27 protein-coding genes are annotated in these 23419 nt (G+C 61.3%); 11 read left to right on the top strand and 16 right to left on the bottom strand.

Features of this window, described 5'->3' with window-relative positions; genetic code table 11:
* Positions 1-50 precede the first annotated feature (50 nt).
* The 5 genes from ACFWHB_RS19045 to parC all read left to right on the top strand — a co-directional run bounded on the left by ACFWHB_RS19045 (position 51) and on the right by parC (position 7694).
* Positions 51-293, top strand: coding sequence for a DUF1656 domain-containing protein (locus tag ACFWHB_RS19045; RefSeq protein WP_106885084.1), 243 nt, complete (start codon positions 51-53; stop codon positions 291-293).
* Positions 286-1152: an efflux RND transporter periplasmic adaptor subunit gene (locus ACFWHB_RS19040; RefSeq protein WP_163135731.1), complete on the top strand. Its 867-nt coding sequence runs from the start codon at positions 286-288 to the stop codon at positions 1150-1152. Before ACFWHB_RS19045 ends, ACFWHB_RS19040 begins: the two co-directional genes overlap by 8 nt.
* Position 1153: 1 nt before the next feature.
* On the top strand, positions 1154-3166 hold the full coding sequence (locus ACFWHB_RS19035) for an FUSC family protein (protein ID WP_395949042.1): 2013 nt from the start codon (positions 1154-1156) through the stop codon (positions 3164-3166).
* A gap of 259 nt (positions 3167-3425) precedes the next feature.
* Entirely contained in the window at positions 3426-5321 is a 1896-nt protein-coding gene (parE, locus tag ACFWHB_RS19030; RefSeq protein ID WP_234691320.1) for a DNA topoisomerase IV subunit B, read from the top strand.
* Between the two features lie 78 nt (positions 5322-5399).
* Positions 5400-7694, top strand: a complete 2295-nt coding sequence (parC, locus tag ACFWHB_RS19025; RefSeq protein ID WP_234691319.1) for a DNA topoisomerase IV subunit A — start codon at positions 5400-5402, stop codon at positions 7692-7694.
* Between the two features lie 111 nt (positions 7695-7805).
* Here parC and ACFWHB_RS19020 read toward each other — a convergent pair whose 3' ends face one another.
* Positions 7806-8912 carry an AlbA family DNA-binding domain-containing protein gene (locus ACFWHB_RS19020; protein ID WP_395949041.1) on the bottom strand — a complete coding sequence of 369 codons (1107 nt, stop codon included), beginning with the start codon at positions 8910-8912 and terminating at the stop codon, positions 7806-7808.
* Positions 8913-9398: 486 nt separating this feature from the next.
* Here ACFWHB_RS19020 and ACFWHB_RS19015 point away from each other — a divergent pair, with 486 nt between their 5' ends.
* Positions 9399-9611 (top strand): hypothetical protein, encoded by a 213-nt coding sequence (locus ACFWHB_RS19015; RefSeq protein ID WP_111913395.1) that lies wholly within the window; start codon positions 9399-9401, stop codon positions 9609-9611.
* Positions 9612-9722: 111 nt separating this feature from the next.
* Here ACFWHB_RS19015 and ACFWHB_RS19010 read toward each other — a convergent pair whose 3' ends face one another.
* The 9 genes from ACFWHB_RS19010 to ACFWHB_RS18970 form a co-directional block, all read right to left on the bottom strand.
* The gene (locus ACFWHB_RS19010) at positions 9723-10520 is read right to left on the bottom strand and encodes a CPBP family intramembrane glutamic endopeptidase (protein ID WP_234691317.1); all 798 of its coding nucleotides are present in this window, start codon (positions 10518-10520) and stop codon (positions 9723-9725) included.
* Between the two features lie 223 nt (positions 10521-10743).
* Positions 10744-11187 carry a GNAT family N-acetyltransferase gene (locus ACFWHB_RS19005; RefSeq protein WP_106885077.1) on the bottom strand — a complete coding sequence of 148 codons (444 nt, stop codon included), beginning with the start codon at positions 11185-11187 and terminating at the stop codon, positions 10744-10746.
* Between the two features lie 69 nt (positions 11188-11256).
* Complete coding sequence (locus ACFWHB_RS19000) at positions 11257-11631, bottom strand: hypothetical protein (protein WP_234691316.1); 375 nt, start codon at positions 11629-11631, stop codon at positions 11257-11259.
* A gap of 71 nt (positions 11632-11702) precedes the next feature.
* On the bottom strand, positions 11703-11954 hold the full coding sequence (locus ACFWHB_RS18995) for a hypothetical protein (protein WP_162520044.1): 252 nt from the start codon (positions 11952-11954) through the stop codon (positions 11703-11705).
* Positions 11955-12150: 196 nt separating this feature from the next.
* Positions 12151-12366: a glycine zipper 2TM domain-containing protein gene (locus tag ACFWHB_RS18990; RefSeq protein WP_168236345.1), complete on the bottom strand. Its 216-nt coding sequence runs from the start codon at positions 12364-12366 to the stop codon at positions 12151-12153.
* Between the two features lie 339 nt (positions 12367-12705).
* A complete protein-coding gene (locus ACFWHB_RS18985) occupies positions 12706-13608 on the bottom strand; it encodes a cold adaptation protein AtcC (protein ID WP_234691315.1) in 903 nt (300 codons plus the stop codon).
* Between the two features lie 10 nt (positions 13609-13618).
* Positions 13619-14380 carry a cold adaptation protein AtcB gene (locus ACFWHB_RS18980; protein ID WP_106885072.1) on the bottom strand — a complete coding sequence of 254 codons (762 nt, stop codon included), beginning with the start codon at positions 14378-14380 and terminating at the stop codon, positions 13619-13621.
* A gap of 13 nt (positions 14381-14393) precedes the next feature.
* Positions 14394-14924: a cold adaptation protein AtcA gene (locus tag ACFWHB_RS18975; RefSeq protein WP_234691314.1), complete on the bottom strand. Its 531-nt coding sequence runs from the start codon at positions 14922-14924 to the stop codon at positions 14394-14396.
* Positions 14925-14931: 7 nt separating this feature from the next.
* On the bottom strand, positions 14932-15216 hold the full coding sequence (locus tag ACFWHB_RS18970; protein ID WP_025325592.1) for a cold adaptation protein ActJcold adaptation protein ActJ: 285 nt from the start codon (positions 15214-15216) through the stop codon (positions 14932-14934).
* A 360-nt stretch (positions 15217-15576) separates the two neighbouring features.
* Here ACFWHB_RS18970 and ACFWHB_RS18965 point away from each other — a divergent pair, with 360 nt between their 5' ends.
* Positions 15577-15996, top strand: a complete 420-nt coding sequence (locus tag ACFWHB_RS18965) for an EF-hand domain-containing protein (RefSeq protein ID WP_111913413.1) — start codon at positions 15577-15579, stop codon at positions 15994-15996.
* A 79-nt stretch (positions 15997-16075) separates the two neighbouring features.
* Here the strand turns inward: ACFWHB_RS18965 and ACFWHB_RS18960 are convergent, their stop codons facing one another.
* From ACFWHB_RS18960 to ACFWHB_RS18945, 4 genes are read right to left on the bottom strand one after another with little or no spacing between them, the layout of a single operon-like run.
* Positions 16076-16603 carry a protein disulfide oxidoreductase gene (locus tag ACFWHB_RS18960; protein WP_171275363.1) on the bottom strand — a complete coding sequence of 176 codons (528 nt, stop codon included), beginning with the start codon at positions 16601-16603 and terminating at the stop codon, positions 16076-16078.
* A 3-nt stretch (positions 16604-16606) separates the two neighbouring features.
* The gene (locus ACFWHB_RS18955) at positions 16607-17338 is read right to left on the bottom strand and encodes a DsbA family protein (protein WP_395949040.1); all 732 of its coding nucleotides are present in this window, start codon (positions 17336-17338) and stop codon (positions 16607-16609) included.
* Positions 17335-19377, bottom strand: coding sequence for a protein-disulfide reductase DsbD family protein (locus ACFWHB_RS18950; RefSeq protein ID WP_395949039.1), 2043 nt, complete (start codon positions 19375-19377; stop codon positions 17335-17337). Before ACFWHB_RS18950 ends, ACFWHB_RS18955 begins: the two co-directional genes overlap by 4 nt.
* Before the next feature lie 50 nt (positions 19378-19427).
* On the bottom strand, positions 19428-19805 hold the full coding sequence (locus tag ACFWHB_RS18945; RefSeq protein ID WP_005331045.1) for a hypothetical protein: 378 nt from the start codon (positions 19803-19805) through the stop codon (positions 19428-19430).
* 176 nt (positions 19806-19981) lie between these two features.
* On the opposite strand from ACFWHB_RS18945, the gene ACFWHB_RS18940 reads away from it, so the two are divergent.
* The 4 genes from ACFWHB_RS18940 to pspG all read left to right on the top strand — a co-directional run bounded on the left by ACFWHB_RS18940 (position 19982) and on the right by pspG (position 22058).
* Positions 19982-20710, top strand: coding sequence for a 1-acylglycerol-3-phosphate O-acyltransferase (locus ACFWHB_RS18940; protein ID WP_106885064.1), 729 nt, complete (start codon positions 19982-19984; stop codon positions 20708-20710).
* A 209-nt stretch (positions 20711-20919) separates the two neighbouring features.
* Positions 20920-21582 (top strand): phage shock protein PspA, encoded by a 663-nt coding sequence (pspA, locus tag ACFWHB_RS18935; protein ID WP_393937363.1) that lies wholly within the window; start codon positions 20920-20922, stop codon positions 21580-21582.
* Between the two features lie 2 nt (positions 21583-21584).
* Complete coding sequence (locus tag ACFWHB_RS18930) at positions 21585-21791, top strand: PspC domain-containing protein (protein WP_005331055.1); 207 nt, start codon at positions 21585-21587, stop codon at positions 21789-21791.
* Between the two features lie 48 nt (positions 21792-21839).
* Complete coding sequence (gene pspG, locus ACFWHB_RS18925) at positions 21840-22058, top strand: envelope stress response protein PspG (protein WP_005331057.1); 219 nt, start codon at positions 21840-21842, stop codon at positions 22056-22058.
* A 56-nt stretch (positions 22059-22114) separates the two neighbouring features.
* Here the strand turns inward: pspG and ACFWHB_RS18920 are convergent, their stop codons facing one another.
* Together ACFWHB_RS18920 and rarD are read right to left on the bottom strand one after the other, a co-directional pair.
* Positions 22115-22459, bottom strand: coding sequence for a GIY-YIG nuclease family protein (locus ACFWHB_RS18920; protein ID WP_393937364.1), 345 nt, complete (start codon positions 22457-22459; stop codon positions 22115-22117).
* A complete protein-coding gene (gene rarD, locus ACFWHB_RS18915) occupies positions 22456-23349 on the bottom strand; it encodes an EamA family transporter RarD (RefSeq protein ID WP_395949038.1) in 894 nt (297 codons plus the stop codon). The genes ACFWHB_RS18920 and rarD overlap by 4 nt, the downstream gene beginning before the upstream one ends.
* Positions 23350-23419: the final 70 nt, after the last annotated feature.

Raw genomic sequence — 23419 nt, 5'->3', positions numbered from 1 at the left:
GCTGTGTTAACCTTGGTCAGCCTGCTCTCTGGCGGGCCATTCTCCTCCTCTTGCCAACCGGGAGCCTGCCCGTGACGACTGCTTCAGCGCTGCCGGATCTGATCCTGGGGGCCTCGCTCTACTTTCCCCCCCTGTTCAAGGCGGTGCTGCTCGGCCTGCTAGGCTGGTTGCCGGTGCACCACCTGCTGCGGGACTGGCTCTACGGCGGGGACGTCTGGCACCCTCTTCTGATGGATCTCTCCCTGTTTATCCTCGCCGTCAGTGGCGCACTCTGGATACTGCTACATGGCTAAATCTCCCCTGGCAACCCTCAAATACTTCTCCACCCTGCTGGTGTGCGCCCTGGCGCTGGTGTCGCTCTGGTGGTTGTGGAACTACTACATGCAGGGCCCCTGGACCCGGGATGGCAAGGTGCGGGCCGAGCTGGTCAGCATCACCCCCGAGGTGTCGGGCAAGATAGTCAGCATCTGGATCAAGGACAACCAGCTGGTGAAGAAGGGGGAGACCCTGTTCAGCCTGGATCCCGTGCCCTACCGGATTGCCCTGGACAACGCCAACGCGGCACTGGCCAAGGCGAAATCGGATCTCGACAAGGCGGAGCACGAGGCCAGGCGTCGCCAGGGGCTGTCCCGCACCGTCATCTCCGCCGAGGCGGTCGACGAGTCCAGGCTCAATGCCCAGGCGATGAAGGCGGCCTATCAGGTGGCCCAGGCCAATCTGGAGCAGGCCAGATGGTCGCTCGCGCGAACCGAGGTGCACGCCGCCAGCGACGGTTACATCACCAACCTGCAGGCCAGGGTCGGCAACTACGCCAGCGCCGGGGTGCCCCTGGTGGCCCTGGTAGATATCCACTCCTTCTACGTGCAGGGCTATTTCGAAGAGACCAAGCTCAGGCACATAGCGCCAGGCAAGCCGGCGCGCATGGTGCTCTACAGCGGGGAGCAGGCGCTCAAGGGGGAGGTGGAGAGCATAGGGCGCGCCATTCACGATCAGAGCCTGGAGGGGAGCCAGGGGCTGCTGCTCGACGTCAAGCCTAACGTGCCCTGGGTGCGGCTGGCCCAGCGGGTGCCGGTGCGGATCCGTCTGCTGGATGTGCCGCCCGAGCTTGCCCTGATCGCGGGCACCACCTGCACCATCACCATAGGGGAATAGGGTGGCAGGCCGGGGACGCTGGCACCAGACACCCTGGGGCCAGGCCAATGAGGGCCAGTGGCGCTATGCCCTGCGCAACAGCCTGGCCATGTGCCTGTCGCTCTGGCTGGCGTTTGTGCTGCAACTGGATGCTCCCTACTGGGCCATGACCTCGGCCGCCGTGGTGAGCTTTCCCACCGTCGGCGGCGTCATCAGCAAGAGCCTGGGACGGGTGGTGGGCAGCCTCATCGGCGCCATGGCGGCCGTGATGATCACCGGCCTTGGCATCAGCGATCCCTGGTTGTTCAGCTTCCTTATCGCGCTCTGGCTGGGGCTCTGTACCTATATCTCCAACCACTATCAGAACAACGTCTCCTACGCCTTCGCCCTGGCGGGCTACACCGCGGCCATCATCGCCTTCTCCTGCGTCAACGTGACCGAGACGGAGCACATCTTCGACATCGCCCAGGCCAGGGTGAGCGAGGTGATAGTGGGCATCCTCTGCGGCGGTCTGATGATGATGATTCTGCCGAGCCTCTCGGATGGAGAGACACTGCTGGCGTCCCTTGGCAAGAGTCAGGCCCGGCTGCGGGAGCACGCCCAGCTGCTCTGGCTGGGGGAGGCGGGGGCCGATGTGCGCGGTGCCCACGAGGGGATCATCGGCCAGATCCTCACCATGAACGTGCTGCGCATTCAGGCGGTGTGGAGTCACCACCGGCTGCGCCGCCACAACCGGCTGCTCAACTTCCTGCTGCACCGCCAGCTGCGGATGGTCAGCCTGATCTCCGGGGTGCGCCGCATGCTGCAACACTGGCCGCAGCTGCCGGACGGGCTGACACCCCTGCTGACCTCGGTGATCCGCGCGCTGGGCGAGCCCGATTGCGACAAATACCGCATCGCCCGCCTGCTGGCCCCCTTCGTGGCCGAGTCGGGCAGCGATTTTCGCCGCCGCACCTTCTGGCTGCGCCTGCGCCATTTCTGCTGGAGCTATCTGGAGTGCCAGCGCTGGCTCGGCCGGCTGGCGCCCTATGACGGCCAGGAGTGGCCAACGCCGCCCCACCACAGCTCGCTCACCCGTTACAACGACAGCGTCGAGGCGGCCTACAACGGCGGTCGCACCTTCCTCTGCGTGGTGCTGGGCTGCGCCTTCTGGATCAACACCCAGTGGGAGTCGGGCGCCTCGGCCCTGACCCTGCTCTCCATCTGCTGCGTGCTCTATTCGGCCACTCCGGCGCCGACCAAGGGAACCCAGACCATGCTGCAGGCCATCCTGCTGCTGAGCCTGGTCTGCTTCGCGGTCAAGTTCGGCCTGATGATCCGCATCGACGACTTCTGGCTGTTCTGCGCCCTGCTGTTCCCCGCGCTCATCACCATGCAGCTGATCAAGTTGCAGCGCCCCTCGTCGGCGGCGCTCTGGGGCCAGCTCATAGTGCTGCTCGGCTCCTTCCTCGCCATCACCAACCCGCCGAGCTACGACTATCAAGCCTTCGTCAACGACAGCATCGGCAAGGTGCTGGGGGTCATGGTGGCGGGACTGGCGTTCCAGATCCTCAGACCCAGCTCGGACAGGCGCAAGAGCCGCCGCCTCATCCGCTCCCTGCGCCGCCACTTCATCGATCAGCTGACCGCCAGGCCCCGGCAGAGCGAGAGCCAGTTTGAATCCCTCATCTATCACTGCATCAGCCAGCTCGGTCAGGGGCAGGATCAGGGCGCCCGGCTCTGGGTGCTGCGCTGGGGCGTGGTGCTGCTCAACTGCAGCCACATCGTCTGGCAACTGCGCCAGTGGCGGGGCAGGGAGCAGGCACTCTATCTGGTGCGGGACGCCTGCGTGCGCTGTCTTGAGGGGATCCTCACCGAGCAGGGGGTGCAACATGGCTCCCTCCATCAGACCCTGGCCGAGCTGGATCGCATCAGCCTCGGCCTGGCCGATCACCCCGAGCCCTCGGCCCGGGAGCTGGCGGGCCTGGTGTGGCGACTCCATTGCTCCCTCTCCCCCCTGTTGCAGGCGCAGCCCTCGGCCCTGGCGCCCGCCTGATCCCTCTCGTCCTTGTTGCAGGTGCAGCCCATGGCCCTGGCACCGTCTGCTCCCTCTCGTCCTTGTTGCAGGTGCAGCCCATGGCCCTGGCACCGTCAGCTCCCTCTTGCCCTTGTTGCTGGCGCAGCCCATGGCACTGACACCCGCCTGATCCTGCGGGGCCATAGCCTCTCTGGATCACCCTTTGCCACCGCCCTATTTGTCCAAGACCCTCCCAGCGAGTAAGATTCCCTCCAAACGTCAATTCGCAAGGCCCTCCATGTCCACTCAATACAATGCGGATGCCATTGAGGTCCTCAATGGCCTCGAACCGGTGCGTCGCCGCCCCGGCATGTACACAGACACCACCAGGCCCAATCACCTCGGCCAGGAGGTCATCGACAACAGCGTCGATGAGGCGCTGGCGGGCCATGCCCGCACCCTGGAGGTGACCCTGTATGAAGATCAGTCCCTCGAGGTTGTCGATGACGGCCGTGGCATGCCGGTCGACATTCACCCGGAAGAGGGCGTTTCCGGTGTGGAGCTGATCCTCTGCAAGCTGCACGCGGGGGGCAAGTTCTCCAACAAGAATTACCAGTTCTCCGGCGGTCTGCACGGGGTGGGCATCTCTGTGGTGAACGCCCTTTCCGATCGGGTCGAGGTGACGGTGCGCCGGGACGGTCAGGTCTATGACATCGCCTTCGAGCGCGGCGACAAGGTGCAGGAGCTGACCATCACAGGCACCTGCGGGCGCCGCAACACCGGCACCCGGGTGCGCTTCTGGCCAGAGGCGCGCTACTTCGACTCGCCGCGCTTCTCGGTCAGCAAGCTCGAGCATCTGCTCAAGGCCAAGGCCGTGCTCTGCCCCGGCCTCACCATCAAGTTCCTCGACAAGAACACCGGCATCAAGCTGGAGTGGTGCTACGAAGATGGCCTCAAGGATTACCTCGTAGATGCGGTCAAGCAGTTTACCTGCTTGCCGGAGCAGCCCTTCGTCGGCGCCTTCAGCACGGAACAATCGGCGGTGGACTGGGCCCTGTGCTGGTTGCCGGAGGGGGGTGAATGCCTCGCCGAATCCTATGTGAACCTGATCCCCACAGCGCTCGGCGGCACCCACGTCAATGGCCTGCGTCAGGGCCTGCTGGACGCCATGCGCGAGTTCTGCGAGTTCCGCAACCTGTTGCCGCGCGGGGTCAAGCTCACGCCGGAAGACATCTGGGATCGCTGCGCCTACATCCTCTCGGTCAAGATGCAGGATCCCCAGTTCGCCGGTCAGACCAAGGAGCGGCTGTCGTCCCGCCAGAGCTCGGCCTTCGTCTCCGGGGTGGTGAAGGATGCCTTCAGCCTTTACTTAAACAGCAACACCGAGCTGGCGGAGCAGATAGCCGAGATCTGCATCAGCAGCGCCCAGCGCCGGATGCGCGCCGCCAAGACGGTGGTGCGCAAGAAGATAACCCAAGGCCCGGCCCTGCCCGGCAAGCTCACCGACTGCAACTGCGCCGACCCCATGCAGGGGGAGCTGTTCCTGGTGGAGGGTGACTCCGCGGGCGGCAGCGCCAAGCAGGCGCGGGACCGTGAATTCCAGGCCATCATGCCCCTGCGCGGCAAGATCCTGAACACCTGGGAGGTGGAGGCCGGTCAGGTGCTCGCCTCCCAGGAAGTGCACGACATCTCGGTGGCCATAGGCCTGGATCCCGACTCCGAGGATCTCAGCGGCCTGCGCTACGGCAAGGTGTGCATACTGGCGGATGCGGACTCGGATGGTCTGCATATCGCCACCCTGCTCTGCGCCCTCTTTGTTAAACATTTCAGAACCCTGGTCAACAAGGGCCACGTCTATGTGGCCATGCCGCCGCTCTACCGGATCGACATCGGCAAGGAGGTCTTCTATGCCCTCGACGAGGACGAGAAGAACGGCGTGCTGCAACGGGTCGAGGCCGAGAAGAAGAAGGGCAAGGTGATGGTGACCCGATTCAAGGGGCTGGGTGAGATGAACCCGAAACAGCTGCGGGAAACCACCATGGATCCCAATACCCGCCGCCTGGTGCAGCTCACCATGGGCGAGCTGGAGGAGGGGGACGAGACCCTGCAGCTGATGGACATGCTGCTGGCCAAGAAGCGTGCCCCGGATCGCCGCGAGTGGCTTGAGGAGAAGGGCAACCTTGCGATCATCTAAGCCAATGGCCTCTGTCATCAGCCGACCCGACTTTCAGGTGCGCCGCCCAGTGGCGCACCCTAGCAAGAGAACAACCTTATGAGTGATGCTATCGAGCTCAGTCTGGACGGGGTCGAGCGCCAGCCCATGCGCGCCTTCACCGAGCAGGCTTACTTGAACTACTCCATGTACGTCATCATGGATCGGGCCCTACCCCATATCGGCGATGGCCTCAAGCCCGTGCAGCGGCGCATCATCTACGCTATGAGCGAGCTGGGGCTCTCCGCGCTCTCCAAGCACAAGAAGTCCGCCCGTACCGTGGGTGACGTGCTGGGTAAGTACCACCCCCACGGCGACAGCGCCTGTTATGAAGCCATGGTGCTGATGGCCCAGCCCTTCTCCTACCGCTACCCGCTGGTGGACGGTCAGGGCAACTGGGGTGCGCCGGACGATCCCAAATCCTTCGCCGCCATGCGTTACACCGAGGCGCGGCTGTCGCGCTTCTCCGAGCTGCTGCTCTCCGAGCTCGGCCAAGGCACTGTGGAGTGGACGCCGAACTTCGATGGCACCATGAAGGAACCCGTGGTGCTGCCGGCCCGCCTGCCCCACATACTGCTCAACGGGGTGACCGGCATAGCGGTGGGCATGGCGACCGACATCCCGCCCCACAACGCGCGGGAAGTGGCTCTTGCCTGTGCCGAGCTGCTGGACAACCCCAATGCGGGGCTGGATGTGCTGATGACGCACATTCAGGGGCCGGACTATCCGACCAACGCTGAGATCATCACGCCCCGCGACGACATCCGCAAAATCTACGAGACCGGCAAGGGCTCCATCAAGCAGCGGGCGGTGTGGAGCGAGGAGGATGGCGACATCGTCATCACGGCGCTGCCCCATCAGGCCTCGGGCGCCAAGATCATGGAGCAGATCGCCGCCCAGATGGTGGCGAAGAAATTGCCCATGGTCACCGACCTGCGGGATGAATCGGACCACGAGAACCCGACCCGTCTGGTGATCATTCCCCGCTCCAACCGGGTGGATGTGGAGGGGCTGATGGCCCACCTGTTCGCCACCACGGATCTGGAGAAGAACTACCGGGTCAACCTCAACATACTGGGGCTGGACAACAGACCCCAGGTGAAGACCCTCAAGATGATCCTCTCCGAGTGGATCATTTTCCGCCGCGAGACGGTGCGTCGCCGTCTGCAATATCGTCTCGACAAGGTGCTGGCTCGCCTGCACATCCTCGAAGGCTTGCTGGTGGCCTACCTCAACATCGACGAGGTGATCGAGATCATCCGTACCGAGGATGAGCCGGGCAAGGTGATGGTGGAGCGCTTCAACATCAGCGAAACCCAGGCCGAGGCGATCCTCGAGCTCAAACTGCGCCATCTGGCCAAGCTGGAAGAGTTCAAGCTGCGCGCCGAGCAAGAAGAGCTGGCGCTGGAGCGCGACAAGCTGGAGCTGATCCTGGGCTCCGAGCGTCGCCTCAACACCCTGCTCAAGAAAGAGCTGCTGGCGGATGCCGAGAAGTACGGCGACGATCGCCGCACCCCGCTGGTGGAGCGCGCCACCGCAGTGGCTCTGACCGAGAAAGAGTTGACCCCGAGTGAGCCGGTGACCGTCATTCTGTCTGACAAGGGCTGGGTGCGCGCCGCCAAGGGGCATGACGTGGATGTGGAAGGCCTCTCCTACAAGGCGGGGGATGGCTATCTGGCCCACGCCTGCGGGCGCAGCAACCAGCAGGCGGTCTTCCTCTCCAGCCTGGGCCGCACCTATTCCCTGGAGGCGCACACCCTGCCTTCCGCTCGCAGTCAGGGGGAGCCGCTCACCGGTCGCTTCGCCCTGGGGGCGGGGGAAGAGGTGCGCCATCTGGTGATGGGCAACGAGGGCGAACCCTACCTCATCGCCAGTGACGCCGGTTACGGCTTCGTCTGCAAATATGACGACCTGATTGGCAAGAACAAGAACGGCAAGGCGCTGCTGACGGTGCCGGAAGGGGGCCTGGTGATGGCACCCCAGAAGATTGGTTCGCCAGAGACCGATCTCTGCATGGCCATCTCCAACGAAGGCCGCATGCTGCTGTTCCCGCTCAGCACTCTGCCGGTGCTCGGCAAGGGCAAGGGCAACAAGCTGATCAGCATTCCGTCGGCGCGGGTCAAGGCGCGGGAGGAGTTTATGGTGATGGCCGCCATTATCCCGCAGGGGCAATATGTCACCCTGTTCGCCGGCAAGCGCAAGCTGACTCTCAAACCCTCGGATCTGGACTACTACCGCGGCGAGCGCGGCCGCCGCGGCGCCAAGCTGCCCCGTGGCTTGCAGCGGGTGGACAGGATAGAGATAGAACCCGCCGCCGGTGCCGAGCCGGTAGCAGGGGAAAATCAGGAAGGGTAATTAATAAGAAAGGGCGCGAAAGCGCCCTTTCTATTTGGTGAAATATCTAATTAACTAGATGATGCCAATTTTATCGTAATTATATCGCATTGACTTGTGAGACAATCGCTTTCAAAGGATTGATTTTCTCAATAAATAATAACCCTTCATGTCATCCTGATTTATTTTTTGTTTATTCTTTCCTGTCCGAACGTAATAATCTTCATTGCGACTATTATTTTTATAAAAGAAATGATAATCACTGGAGCTTTTTGCCTTAACCCATACTACTGTGTGTCCATCAATAGAAACGAGAGCGATAGATATTAATTCTTGAGGTTTTGATATTGCTTGTGAACTGTTGTCATCGACAGTTCTCATGCTTATTCTATCCCTGATAAGAGAAGTAAGTTGCCTGACAAATTTGTCTTCTGAACCATCATTGTATTCTTCTATCTCATCTTTAATTCCATGTATGGACATGTTGTTATCAACACCAATAAATAGATTGCCACCATGTGAATTTAAAAATGCGACAATTGAAATAAGTCGTTGTTCATCTAATTTTTTCTTATCGTAATGACGTTCACCTTTTGATAACAAAAAGCAAGATTTAAATTCTACATTTTGTCCCTCATCACTTCTTATAAGTTCTAAAGCTATTTTGTTCGCTGGCTGGGTGTAATGAAGATCAATTTTTTGGAATTTCTCTAAATGTCTAACGCCACCGATAGGACAGTTAGATATGTTAGTAATCACCTGAAGTACTTTGTTTAGTTTTTTTAATGGCTGGCCTGAATATAACAAGTAGTCAGCAAACTTTGCATGGGCATCAATTGCTTCGATATAATATCTGAGAGTTGGTGGAAAGCATTTTAACGATGCGGCCATTCTGATGTAATTATCACGATCTTCATTTCTTTCATATAGCTTTATTTGCAAGGCCAGCTTAGATAAATTATACAAACTTTCTTGAATTAATGGCGGTGCAGAGATTGTCAGAGGTTGCTCTAAAGTAGGGCGTATTATTCTTAGGATGGCATGTATCTCTGGGAAATTAACAGACCTATCATATATATAATGTACCCAATACGTTGAATGAATTCTTAGTTTATTCCATAGGAATGACTCTTTATAAAGCAAAGACCACGAATCATAACCACAACTTCCTTTTTCAAAGGCGTCATGAATGCTTTTAAGTTGTGTGTCCACATCCTTAGTCATTTGTGAGTCTTTCATAAAAAGCTCCAGTTTTATTTAGCCAGAATAGGCATGGTGAATTTTATATTGCGGTCGAATACAGTAAGAGAAAACTGAAATCCCACACATTTAATTGATATCTTACCTGAATTAAATAAAAACCGAGACACCAACCTTTCCTACACCGATGTAAAGTCGCACTTGGCTTGATGAGAGCTGTAGGTTTGATTCGCGCAGCGTAATCAGACGTTCGCGAGAATCGGCTGTCGCTGTCCTGCTGGTAACCCTTCTTATCTCCCCTTTGCCAATTGCCACAGGTCAAGGAAGTGGCGGATTAGGGCCGTAGGTTTGATTAGCGAAGCGTAATCAGACGTTCGCGAAAATCGGCAGCCGCTGTCCTGCTGGTAACCCTTCTTATCTCCCCTTTGCCAATTGCCTCAGGTCAAGGATTTGGCCGATTAGGCCCCGCAAGTTGCCTCTGCTCGCTAACCTTGAAGGAAGCAGCACTGTGCCAGGAGGCCAGACATGGAAACGGAGAAAGCCATAGGGCTTATCGAGGCCCACGGGGCCTTTCACGGGGATCACTACAGCTTCAACAGCGACGAGTTTGTGCAGTGGTGTCAGCAGGATGCCCACCAGACCCTCAGCCTGGAGCAGGCCAATCACGAGCTTGCCCCCTTCTGCATCCGGGTCGGCTATGCAGAGCCGAGCAGGTCGTGGCGTTACTATCTCACCTGATGCCCATCCGACGCAGGCAAAGGCGAGGCAAGGGCTTCGCCTTTTCTATGGGCTGGTTAATGGAAAAAGGAGCCGGCAAGGCTCCTTTCCTGTGATCATGCCCCGCTGCTCTTATATGCCAGCCTGGCCACCACGCAGCAGCACCATGACGGTAAACAGCAGCCAGTCATTGATGATGTGTGCGCCTGTCGATACCCAGATATTTTTGGTGATGATGTAGCCACTGAGCAGCACTATGCGGGCCGTGCCGATCACCAGAAAGCATTGCAGAAAATTCCAGTCATAAGTGGGCAGGTGCATGGCCCCGAAGATAAGGGCGGTGCAGAGCCAGGCGGTGAGCAGCGCTCGCTTGCGGCTCAGGCTGAGCTTGGTGTGACAAAACCAGAGGATGGCCAGAAAAGGCAGTATGGAGACCACCTCCTCGCCAAAGAGCTGGGGCGCCGTTTTTACATAAAAGAGGATGCGCGCCGTATTGGAGGCCTCTGCCAGCATGGCGCTGACCGGGTTTTCACTCATCTTGAACAGGTGCTGCAGTACCAAGGCAACGACGACCGAAACCAGGATGTTGGCGCCGGCAATCGCCAGCATCAAGAGGACATCCCGCCCCGTCGGCGTTCTAAACAGCGATCGCCATGCCTTCCCCGCCACCATGGCGAGCACGGCCAGGGGGATGAGAGGAAACAGGATGGCGGGGACAAAGCCGCCCGCCGTGGTTTTATAAAACCCTATGTGCGCCGTCAGCACGGCAAAACCCAGCACCACCCCCAGCAAGATCAGCACCCAGCTGCGGCCAGACAAGGTATTTGGGGATTGGCGATAAAAGGGGAAGTCTCCGGCACTCTTGCGCTCGAAGCCATAGCAATCACCGTCATTCAATTCCGGTATTGCTGCTGATTGGTGCTCACCCATGCTGACCCCCGATAGTTCATTCAGTTGGCATGGAGACAACCCTACACCAAGTGGGGCACCTGAGTAGTCACGCCAGCCTCTTTATTTAACGGCCGACCATCAAGCTGTTATTGCGGAGCACCTGCCTTCCTGGCAGCCACTATGCTGCGGACAACCCATCTTTTCCCTATTGCCAAGAGAGCTGCACCATGGCCGAGGAGACTGCGTCGCTCAACCCTGCTCGCTAAACCCGCTGGGTATAGTGATCAAAGGCGACAACCTTTTGATATCCCTCCGATTCGTAGAGTGCTTTCGCGGGCAGATTGGATACGGCTGTGGCCAGTTTGACCGTCAGTGCGTCCGTCTCCCTGGCAAAGGTCGCCACCTGTTTTAGCAAGGCTCTCGCGACTCCTTGCTGGCGGGCCGATGCTGCGACAAACAGATCGTTGAGATACCACATCCGCTTCATCGCAACGGATGAGAAGGCGGGATAAAGCTGGGCAAAGCCAATGGCTTCACCCGTCTCACCGCGAGCCAGAAAGATAACAGACTCACTTTTGGCAAGACGTTCGGCAATGAAGGCGGCTGCGGCCATGGGCGCCGGAGCCTGTCCATAAAATTGGCGATAGGCATCAAACAAGAGGGTGAGATCGTCGATATCAACGGAGGTTGCCTGGTGAATATGCATCTAATGTCCTTATCAGTGCTCAAGAGCCGGCAGGGCGCAATAAACAAGGTGAATCGCACCGCCGAAGTATTAATTATTGAAATTCCAGGCGATGGGTAGCTCAAGGTCGAAGACAAGCTCATCCCCTTCCAGGCGAAAAGGCACGCTAGTCTGGTGCTGGTCATATTCGTTGATGATGAGGCAGCTCTCGGCGAAGTTGGACTCGTAGTTGAGGTGGGCCAGCCCCTTGCTGCCATCTTCATCGAGTTCGATGCTCAGCACCCGCAGCGGGTTCTGCTGGCTCAGGTTGACTCTGGTGTCCCCCACATCCACTAGCCGCTCCAGCAGGGGGAAGAAGTCCTGCTTGTGGTGCTCTATTGCCCGGGCTATGGCCTGCTCCAACTCGGCCTGAGTGGCAAAGGGGCCCGCCAGCTGATATCGGGTCTGGATCCGCTCCTGGGTCATCTTGGTCTCCTTCTCGCTTGTGCCCGATCCGGGCCTGTCGGTCACACCTTATCAGATATGGATGCAGAGCATCAGGCGGGGATGCGGCCGCTGCGCACCAGCGCCCGGCGGATGTTCTTGCACATCTTGCCGAAGCGGTTTAGCTCGTCGAAGCTGGGCGCAATGCCGCGCTGGATCTGATATTGCCAGTAGCAGAGATCCGTATCCACCAGCTCCATCAGCTTCTTGGGGCAGCCGATGCAGCTGTTGTCGGGCCCGCATTTGAAGGTATCTGGCTGATAGAGCGGGAATTCTTGCTTCACGGCGTCGATGATCTGCTGCATGGCGGTAATGCGGTCGGGTTTTCTGCTCACTGCGCTCCCCTGCGGTCGGTATGAGGGGGCCATTATATCCCCGACAAAATGTGGGCCAATGACGCTGAGGAGGTAGTTGGCGCCACCCGGCCGGCATTGGGGGTCATGAGTCCAGGCAGAACAGCGCCCGACGGATCGGGCGCTGGATGAGAAGGGAGGGGGAGACCTATTTCTTGATCTCGTGGCCGATGACGCCACCGACGACGGCACCACCTATGGTGCCGGCCGCGCTGCCTCCGGTCAGGACTGCGCCGCCGACGGCACCTATGCCGGCACCCACGGCGGTACTCTTGCCCTGTTGCGACATGCCGGAGCAGGCTGCCAGGCCAATCAGCAGGGCCATTGCCACCGTCCCTCGTGCCAAACCATGGAGCTTGTTCATGGGGTTACCTCTTGATGTTGTGCAATGCGCCTGGGGTATGCGGCAAACCATCCCGGTGGGGTTGCCGATCCCGACCCGGACCCCGACGCATCAGCCCGGATAGTGGTTGGTTCAGGGGACGCCAGGGCGCAGGGGATGACGCGCCAGGGGGCCGTATATCGGTCGGCGCGACCTGCGCCTGTTCGTGATGGGGCCATCTTCCCTCACCCCGGCTGGGGCGTCTGTACGCTAGCGCTTATAGGGGCACTTTTTATTGGCGGCGCTTGTGCGGGGGCGCAGAGATGACAACGCCCGGCGAGCCGGGCGTTGGGGGACAAGTTCTCAAGGCAGACAAGCGCCCTAGAAGTCGTGGTAGAGGGGCCAGCCGAGCAGGGGGTGCCTGAGGCCGGCGCGCATCTCGAAGTTGTCTAGCTTCTCCGGCGAGGCGTTCTCCCTTTGCTGCTGCTGGTACTGGCGGACAAACCCCAGGGTGTGCAGCAGGTTGGGCACGAAGCCCGGGCTCAGCTCCTGGCGGAGGGCATCGGCCATGTCGGCGGGCAGCTCGGCGAGCATGAGGGCAAGCTGGGTGGTTAGATGCGCGGTGTCGTACCAGGCCTCGTCGAGCTCAATCTCCCGCGCCAGCCTGCGCTTGAGATCCTGTTTCACCTTGAGGGGGGCGGCGCCGCTGCCCTTGCCACAGAGGATGCGGTAGAGCAGGGCCTCGGCCAGCTTGTCTTCCATGGTGGGGTGATCGCTCTCGCAGGCGAAGAAGTGCTGATCGATGAGCCCCATCAGGCGGACCTTGTTGTGCTCGGCCAGCGCCTTCTCGTACTCCTGCCACCCTTGCCACTCCTCCACATCGGGAGGGCTCGAGATCTTGTCCAGCAGACGGGCATCCACGTCCCCATAGAGGCTGTTGCCGGTCTGCCTGGGGCTGACGGAGATCAGCATGGACCAGCCCTTCTGGAACGGCTTGATGGGGCCTTCCGGCGCCTGCAGCAGGGCCAGCGCCCGGGCCGTGTCGCGCCCGGAGAGCTCCTGCAATCCCAAGCTCACCACGCCGATGACGTCGTGGGCGGCCTGCTCCAGCAGGTGCATCTTGTACTTGTTGTAGTACTTGTCGGCGAATTTCAGGCTCATCAGCACCGCCTTGCCCTTGATGGCGGCAAGTTGCTGGGCGCTCAGGAGTTCACGCTCGGCGCCAAAGCGCAGCACCTGGGTGAGGAAGGGACCTTCGTTGGCCTCGCGGATGACTAGTTGCATAGGGCTCTCCTCAATCCAGGAAGCTGAACATGTCGTCCACTTCGTCGTACTCGTCGCTGACCTGGTTCTTCTCCTTGGCCTGCATCACCAGCTCGTTGGCGAACTTGTTGATGATCCCCTCCCAGGTGGCGTTCTCGCTGCGCAGCAGCGACTTGATGGCTTTCTCCACCTCGGGAGCCTGCTCGCGGATCAGCATCAAGAGGCTTCTCGGATCATCCAGCGGGTAGTCGTGGGCATCCTCGCTCTGCTGGCGCTCGCTGTAGGCGAGGGACTCCTCGAGATCTTCCTCTTCGGCGTGCAGGCCATCGCTATAGCCCTCTTCATCCTCGTAGCGATCGCCACGGTAGAACTCGATGAAGGGGATGGCGAGGTAGAAGAGCCCGGCGGGATCCTCGGCGATGCACTCCAGGATCTCGCGCTGCTTGGCCTCGCTGTCCTGGGTGCGGATCAGGTAGTTGAGGAAGTCGAAGGTGTGCTGTTGCAGCTCCTCGGCATTGTTCTTGATGGCCTCCTCCCAGTAGAGAGGTTGCTGGCAGACGATGTCGCGGATCCGCTCCGGAGTCATCAGCTCGGAGATGATGGACGGGAAGGAGATGTCGTGCTGGCCGTTGATCTGGGTCAGGGTAACGATATCAATATTTTCAATGACTTCGGCCAGTTGCTCGTCGGACATCGTCTTGGCGATCAGCTCGAACTTTTCGCTGGCCTGCTTGGGCTCGACCACGGCCAGCTCTTTGATCTCGATGGCGGTAATTTCTATCAGACTGTTCATGCTTTGCCTCAAATTAGAAACGCACTTCGTCGTACATGTCCTGATCGTCTTCTTCGCCATCACCGCCATGATAGTCGGCGTCGGCATCTTCCCCGTCGTCATCTTCGTCGTCGCGTAGATCAAAGTCGTCATCGGCACGACGGCCACCGCGGGGCAGGGGGTTGTCCAGCAGGTAGAGCACGGCGCAGGCTTCGATCAGCTGATCTTCGCTCTGGGCCCGCACCACCTTGACCAGCGGCAGATCGGCGTTGTTGAAGGCCACCGACACCTTGAACTCGTCCCATGAGGGTTGTACGCCGTCGGCGAGCCACCTGGCCCACTGCGGCTTCGCCTTGGGCGGGAACTGCACCCGGCCATAGAGGGCCAGCGGCAGGTATTCGGGCATGAACTCCAGCATGCTGATGTCGGCCAGCAGCAGGGCCTTCATCTTGCCGGTGAACTGCTCGAGTGCCTTGGGCTGATCCTGATCCCGGTAGGATTCGATGTTCTCGCTGGCATCACTTTGCAGCGCCTTGAGTCGAGCCTGGTCCCATTTTTTTTGCATAGCGCCCTCAGGGGTAGAATTGGTCCCACATCTCCTGCATGGCAGCAGCGGGATCGGTCACGATGACGTTGTTGAAATCTTTGATAAAAGCGGCTCTCGCCTTGGGATCGGAAAGCACCTCGTAGGCCTTCTTCACCTGATGCAGCTTGATGGCTGCCTGCTCTTTCTCTTCTTCGCTCGCCCCGTGCAACTTGTCGGGGTGGTACTGGTTCGAGAGCCGTCGATAGGCTTTCTTGATGTCGTTTTCGCTGGCGTTGGACTTGACGCCCAGCACCCGAAAGTAGTTGTTCATGGCAGATCCTGCATCACTGGCATCATCAGAGTCACAATGCTGGCGCCTGATGGGGCTTGGGGAACCAGGCACGGTAAAAACCCGTCATTTTAACGGAAACCACCGGCCACCGCCATGAATAGGACGCGATATGGCAGCGACCCGGGGCGAACGGGGAGCCCGGTCGTCATTAAGCGGCTTGCCAGCCCGTCTGGCATGGGGCCCCTGCATGGGGACTACACTGACAGAGGGTATCCGTGACGGGCGACAGTGCGCCCATGCCGGTACCAAATCGCCGGACGTGCATGTGACAAGGGACCTGCCCTGGCGATCCTCATCAGGCCTCGACAAGATCGCGGCCACCAAAAGGAATTAACCGCCATGTTCAAACTTTATCTTCTGCCTCTGGTACTGCTGGGCGGCCTCGCCATCGCCGCCGATGAGAGCCTCGATGAGCCGCTGGTGCTGCTCAAGGGGGATGTCACCAAGGCCCAGTTTATGGAGAGAGCCGAGCAGCGCTTCGCCCGGCAAGACAGCAACGGTGATGGCACCCTGTCGGTCGCCGAGAAAGAGGCCGCCATGGCCAAGATGCAAGAGGCGATGAAGCAATCGGGCAAGGCCATGCCGGGCAAGATGGGCAACATGAGGCCGATGCAGGATACGACCAAGGCGCAGTTCATCCAGCGCCATGAGAGCCTCTTCACCCGTCTGGACAAGAACGCTGACGGCGTGATCGACGAGGCCGAACGGGCCAGCGTCAAGGCCCGGATCGGGCAGGGGGCCATGTCACCGGCGCAATAGGGGGCGCATCAGCAAGTTCGGCCTTCAGATAAAAAAAGAGCCCGGTAGTCATACCGGGCTCTGCTCATTGTGAGGGGGCTCAAGCCAGCCAGCTGGCCCACAGCAGCCGCAGCTGCAAGCCCCAGCGACTGCTCCAGCCCGTGGTGCTGCTCACTACCTTGCCCTCCTTGATGATGAGGAAGCTGGGGGTGACGCTCACCTGCCAGCGGGCGGCGAGCGCCCCCTGCTCATCGTTGTGGGTGGGGAAGGTCAGCCCCTTCCTGGCCATGCCCTGTTGCAACCTGGCGTCGTCGCCGGAGCGCAGCGCCACCGTCAGCAGGTTACCGCCGTCTTGCCAGAGCTGCTCTACCGTCGGGGTAGTGAAGCGGCAGACGGCGCACCAGCTGGCCCAGTAGTAGACCAGCAAGGGCCTGTCCCTGCTCATGGCCTGCAGGTCGGCCTGGGTGCCATCTTGCAGGGTCAGCACAGGCAGCGGGCTCCCCTCCGGCAGCGCCGGGCTGCGCCACAGATCCAGCAGGGTCGAGATGATCAGGGCAAACAGCAGCAGCCAGAGCGCCTCCTTGCCCCAGCGTCGCCAGCGGGGTCTGGGGGTGACTGTCTCGGTCATTGGTTACCCCAGTTTCGCCAGTTCAGTTTTCACGAGCTGCTCGAGCTGCTCATAGGGAAGCGCGCCCGGCACCAGCTGGTTGCCGATAAGCGTCGCCGGTGTGCCCTGCACCCCAAGCAAGGTGCCGATGCGCAGGCTATTGCGCAGCTCCTCTGTGGCCTTGCCCTCAGGCTTGAGCGCCACATTGCCGGTGGCCGCCAGCGCCTTGTTGATGTCCGCCTCGGTCAGCATGCCCTGCTTGCTCATCAGCTTGTCGTGCAGGGCGAGGAAGCGGGCCGGATCCTGCTGCCACAGGGTGAGGCTGTACTGGGCCGCCTTGGCGGAGGTCTGTCCCTTGAACGGCAGCAGCTTGATCACCAGCCCCAGATCGTTCGGATAGGCCTTGAGCAGCTTGGCTACCGCTGGGTCGAACTGCTTGCAGTAGGGGCAGTTGTAGTCGGTGAAGAGCACCAGGGTCAGCTTGGGGTTCTTGGCCCCCAGGCGCGGGCTGGTGGCGCTGTTGAACAGCACGTCTTTGTTGCCCTTGATGAAGTCGCCGAGCTGGGCCGCCTGATCGGCGGCGTTCTGTTTCTCCCAGGATTCGGCCGCCTCATCCAGGATCTTCGGATTCTGGACCAGGGTCTCGCGGATGAGCTCCTTGATGCGGGCCTCCTGTTCCGGGGTGAAGGGGGCGGCGTGCAGGGCCGGGGTCAAGAGTGTGCCCAGCAGGGTCAGGACGAGCAGGGTCGGTTTCATTTGGTTTCTCCTTGAGAGGGGGCAATACCGGCTTGCGCCAGGGTGGCAAGCAGGGTCGATCGGTCCAGCAGGGGGGAGAGGATCTCGCCATCCGTCAGGCCGGGCCCGTAGATCTGGTTGAAGGGAATGGCCACGCTGCCGCGCTGGCGCAGGAAGCTGGCGATGCTGTCGGAGGGGTGGCTCCAGTCCCCGCGCAGGGCCACCACATCGGGGGCGCTCAGGGCCTGCTGCACGTCATCTCGCAGCAGTACGTTGAATTTGTTGGCTTTGCAGGTGATGCACCAGTCGGCGGTCACATCGATGAAGACTCGCTTGTTCTGGGCCAGTGCCATCGTGATGGCCTGCTCGGAGAGCGGCTGCCAGTCGACCCTGTCCTGCTGAGGCTTGCCGTCCAGGGTGAAGGCGCCGCCGAGCAGCAGGGCCCCGCCCAGCAGGCAGCCCAGTGCCAGCCCCAGGGTCAGTGCCCGTATGCCGTGGCGCCACACCACGGCCAGCAGCAGGGCCGTCAGCATCAGCGCCATCAGGATCAGCACCCAGAAGGGGCCTATGTGGTTGCCGAGCAGGCTGAGCAGCCAGAGGCTGGAGCCCAGCATCATCAGGCCGAGCAGGGTGCGCAGGCGCCCCATCCAGCGACCCGGTTTCGGCAGCCAGAGCGCGAGACGAGGGACGGCGGCGATGAGCAGCCAGGGCAGGCTCATGCCCACACCCAGCGCGGTAAAGATGAGCCAGAGCTGACCCAGCGGCGCCCCGAGGGCAAAGGCGACCGCAGTGCCGAGGAAGGGCGCGGAGCAGGGGGTGGCCAGCAGGGTGGCAAAGCAGCCCTGCAGGAAGTGACCCCCCAGGCCCTGACCGCCGCTGGTGGCCAGGCGGGTATTGAGGTTGCTCGGCAGCCGCAGCTCGAACAGCCCCAGCAGGTTGGCGCAGAACAGCGCCGTCACCACCACCATGAAGCCGATAAACCAGACGCTCTGGAACTGTATGCCCCAGCCGACGGCCCCCTGGGTGGCGCGCAGCAGGGTGCTCATCAGCGCCAGCGCCCAGAAGGAGACCAGGATGCCGGCACTGGCCGCCAGGAATTGCAGGCGCACCGGGCGGCGCTCCCGGCTCTCGAGTTGCAGCACGGATCCCAGCTTGAGGGCCAGCACCGGCAGCACGCAGGGCATCAGGTTGAGGATGAGCCCCCCCAGCAGCGCGGCTCCCAGCAGCCAGAGCAGCGAACGGCCGCCGCTCGGCAGGGTCAGGGGCTCACCTATGCGGACCTCGCTCTGCCAGGCCTGCTCGCCGCTCGCCAGTACCAACCCGAGTGGCTGATGACGGATATCGGGGGCATCCCCCTGCCAGCCATCGCTGACCGGAATGCGGGCGATCAGGGTGTTGCCCTGCACCTCCAGGCTGGGCTCGCCAAATTCGGCCCCCTCCAGGCGCTGGAGGAACACCTGGGGATCCTGCCAGCCCTGGGGGTTGTCTGCGGTCAGTTGCAACTGGTTCTGCCGGTAGCCCGCCTTGAGGGTCACAGTGTCCGGCATGGCCTGTGGCTGGGTGCTCATCGCCTTCGCATAGGCAAGGTCGAACCCCTCAGGGGCAGCGCCATCCAGCGCCAGGGTGAAGGGGTAGTCGGTCAGGATGCAGACGTTGCTGCAGGTCGAGAGGCGCAGGGTGCCCGTCAGTGCCTCGCCGCCGCTGCGGGTGAGGCTGATGGGCAGGCTGACGTCCCCCTGGTAGCCCTGGGTCGAGATGCCGCTGACGTCGAACCGTCTGGGCACTGGCCAGTGCCACTGCGCCGCCGGTTCGGGCTTATCCCAGAGGATCTCGGGGGCTATGCCGCCTTCCCCCGGGTTCTGCCAATAGGTTTTCCAGCCGGATTCAAGCTGCAGGCTGAGCAGCACCCGGGGGGCGGCGGGATCCCGGGTGTCGGCTTGCAGCCGCACCTTGGCGTGATCGTTCTGGGGGCTGGTGAGCCAGCCGGTGTCGCTGGCCAATCCCATGGATTGCCACAGCAGACCGCTCAGCAACAGGGCGGTCTTGATGATGTTTGACATGTGTTTGTCTCTTGAAAATGAAAGTCAGGGTGGAGAAAACCGCCGCAGACTCATTCCCGCCAGACGCAGAGGGTGAGGTGCAGTCGCCGTTCGGGAGGCGAGATGTTGATGGGAGGAGGAAGCGCAGGGGCGCGGCGCGACAGGGGCGCCAGCAGGGCAATCACGAAGGCGATGGCAAAGAAGATCTGCTCAGCGCAGAGCAGATTGGCGGCACTGAGCCACTTGCCGTTGAGCTGGCAACTGCTGGGCTGGGGCGTCGCGGCTTGCCCCTCGTTTGCATCGGCGCTGGACGAGGAGAGGGGGAGCATCTGGCAGCTCAGGGCCTGGTCGAGCTGTGCCAGTCTGGCCAGCGGCTGGGCCGCACAGTTGAGCACCAGGATGCAGACCAGCAGCAGGAGTCTTGTCGCCACGCGTTGTCGCAAAATCATGCTCGTCCTACCCTGTTGAATGGGGCATATCCTATCGATCAATGGTGGCGTGAGCAAGCCAGCGGGATTCGATGCGACCACATGCTCCATCTGGCGTGGTCGGTTCTGTCTGGCGAACGCTTGTTCGCTAAAAGGGGGACCAGTATACTGCGCCGAGTCAAATTCCGAGGTGTTCGATGCTCAAACTTGCCCGTGTGCTGCTGCTTACCCTGCTGCTCATCTTCTGGTTCGTGTTTGGTCTGTTGCTCTGTCTGGTGCGTCCGCGCCACCCCAACAACGTCTATGTTTTCGCCCGCATGTACCATGCCGTCTGCCCGCTCATCGGGCTCAAGGTCCGGGTCACCATACCGGACGAGGTCAAGTCGGCGGGGCCTGCCGTCTATGTCTGCAATCACCAGAGCAACTTCGACATCTTCACCGTGACCGGTGCCGTGCGCCCCGGCGTGGTGGCGGTGGGCAAGAAGAGCCTGCTGTGGCTGCCCTTCTTCGGCCTCATCTTCTGGCTCTCCGGCAACGTGCTGATCGACAGATCCAACCGCTCCCGCGCCATCGGCACCATAGGCCAGGTGGTGGATCGCATCAAGCACCACGGCACCTCCATCTGGATGTTCCCGGAAGGGACCCGCTCCCAGGGCCGCGGTCTGCTGCCGTTCAAGGCCGGCGCCTTCCACACCGCCGTCCAGGCTGAAGTGCCCGTGGTGCCCATCGTCTGCTCCAGCTACTTCGGTCAGGTTGACCTGAACCGCTGGGACAACGGCGAGGTGCTGCTGGAGATGCTGCCCCCCCTGTGCAGCAAGGAGCACGGCGCCGCCGGCATCCGCGATCTGTCGGATACCTGCCGGGCCAAGATGGAAGCCAAGCTGGCGGAGCTGGATGGCAAGCTGGGTCATCGCCCGGCCGCCTGATGTCTGAGCCCAACTGCATGAAGGGAGCCGCCGGCTCCCTTTTTTATTGGTTAAAATCACCACCATGTTGGCCATTTTTACCAACTCATTGCCTTGAGATGGCAACGTCGAATCTCCATCTATCTGTAAAACAACAATAAATTATCTTGGCACGGCTCTTGTAATGCCATGGGAAGAGATAGCCATCCCCATGAACAAGGAGCCAGACCATGAGCGTATTCAGCCGCCTGACTGACGTGATCAATGCCAACCTGCACAGCCTGCTCGACAAGAGTGAAGAGCCGGAGAAGATGCTGCGTCTGATGATCGAAGAGATGGAGCAGGTGCAGATCGAGATGAGAACCCAGGCCGCCCGCGTCATCGCCGAACAGAAACAGCTGGAGCGCCATCAGCAGGCGCTGCGCCACCAGATCCAGGAGTGGTCTGCCAAGGCCGAGCTCGCCATCCAGAAGGGACGTGAGGATCTGGCCCGTGCCGCCCTCACGGAGAAGCTGGCCGAGGTCAAGAAGTGCGAGCAACTGGAGCAGGACAAGGCCCGGGTAGCCGAGGTGCTGGCCCAGCTCACCGCCGACAGCGAGCGGCTGACGACCAAGCTGACCGAGGCCCGCGAGAAGCAGAAGATGCTGACCCTGCGCGAACAGACTGCCCACAGCCGGATCCGTGCCCGCGCCCAGGTGGACAACCAGCGCATGCATGAGCTGATGGCCCGCTTCGACGGCTTTCAGGGCCGGGTCGATCAGCTGGAAGCCCAGCTGGAGGCGGCTACTCTGGGGCAGAATCCCTCGCTGGAGGCCCAGTTCCGCGAGCTGGAGTTGAACGACGAGATTGAGCGCGAGCTGGCTCGCCTGAAAAGCCGGAAGGCGGAGGCATAACCATGAGCCCCTGGCCCAAAGATCTGGCCCATCGCAAGCTGACCGGAGTCTGTGCCGGTCTGGCCAACGGGCTTGGGATCTCGAGGGTGACGGTGCGGGTGCTGGCCTTGCTGGCGCTTATCCTGATGCCGCCCCTGGCCCTGGCCCTCTATCTGCTGGCGGTGCTGGTGATGCCGCCCCGTCGTGAATTGAAACGCTGGCTGGACTGATCCCCGGATCAGACCAGCCGGCCATTGCAAGCCTGTGAGGAGCACAACATGCTGGAATTTATCGTCTTGATGCTGGTGCTGGTGACCATGGCGCTGACCGGTTTTACCGTGCTGGCCATGCTGCTGGTGAGCGGGGTCTTCGTGCTGTTTGGCGCCCTGGCCGGCATGTTTGCCCTCATCATCAAGCTGGCGCCCTGGTTGCTGCTGGTGCTGGCGGTGTGCTGGTTGCTCAGCAACAGGCGCAAGCAGTCGAACACCTACCGTTAAACCTCCCTGACCCTTTACGGCCACCCTTTTGGGTGGCCTTTTTTATGGCGGCTGGTTCAGGGGGACGGATTGATGGGGGTCGCGGCGGCGCTCAGCCAGGGCTGGCTCCAGTCGTGCCAGAGTTCGGGGTCGAGTACCAGGCGCTCCTTGAATGCCTTGCTCTGCTGCTTGAGGCGATACTCGAGGCGCAGTGCCTCGCCCTTGTCTGCTACCTCCTGGCGCCACACCAGGGTCAGCGGCCCCTTGCCACGCAGGGCACGGGCGCCCTTGCCGCTCTGATGCTGGCGCAGGCGCCGCTCGGGATCCGTGCTGATCCCCGCATAGAGCGAGCCCGCGCCGGTGCGCACCAGATAGATAAACCAGCGGGGGGACGGCGTATCGGCCGCGATGGTCATGCTCATGTCTTGCGCCACTGTAGCCCGCCGCGCTTGAGCAGGTGCAGGGGCAACAGGCTCACCAGCAGGCCGGCCCAGACGAAGGCGAAGCCCACCGACTTCACCGGATCCGGGATCTCGCCAAACCAGAAGATGGCGAGCAGGAAGGCGAGGCTCGGCTCTATGTATTGCAGCAGCCCCACTGTGCTCATGCGGGTGCGTGCCACTGCGTAGCAGAACAGCCCCACCGGCAGCAGGGTCGCGGGGGCTGTGCCCATCAGCAGCAGCTTGTCGGCCCAGTCACCGGCCATGAACTGGCTTATGCCGTGCAGGCCCAGCCAGGCGAGGATCAGCAGGGCGACGGGAAGCTGGGCCAGGGACTCGAGATAGAGGCTGACACCGGCATCGTGGCGCACCTTCTTCTTGATGAGGCCGTAGAAGGCGAAGTTGGCCCCCATGATGAGGGAGAACCAGGGCAGTTCGCCGTAGGAGAACAGCATGTAGGCCAGCCCCGCCAGGGCCAGGGCGACCGCCAGATGTTTCTGGGGGGTGAGTCGCTCCTTGAGGAAGAGCACGGCGAAGGCGATGTTGAACAGCGGCGTCATGAAGAAGGCGAGGCTGGTGGCCAGCACCTGGCCCGTGGTCAGGCACCAGGTGAACATGCACCAGCTGATGGACATGACGGGGCCCGCCAGCAGGATGAGGCCAAGCTGGCGGGGCTCGCTGCGCAGGCGTGCCCAGGGGACCCGCACCCCGAGCAGCAGGAAGAGGCCGCCCAGCAGGATGACAGACCAGAGTACCCGGTGGGAGAGCAGCTCCCACATGTTGATCTCGGGCATGAACTGGTAATAGAGGGGCAGCATGCCCCAGAGCACGAAGGAGAGGGCCGCACTGCCGGGGCCCAGCCAGTTCTTCATCGCTTTCCGTTTATTAAATTAAACAAATGTGGCCGCATGATAAGTATCTGCCGCCGGTTCCACAAGCGGG

Source organism: Aeromonas mytilicola subsp. aquatica, assembly GCF_044336385.1.
In the GTDB taxonomy this organism is placed as follows: Bacteria; Pseudomonadota; Gammaproteobacteria; order Enterobacterales; family Aeromonadaceae; genus Aeromonas; species Aeromonas rivipollensis.
This window is presented reverse-complemented; position numbering and strand designations above follow the sequence as displayed.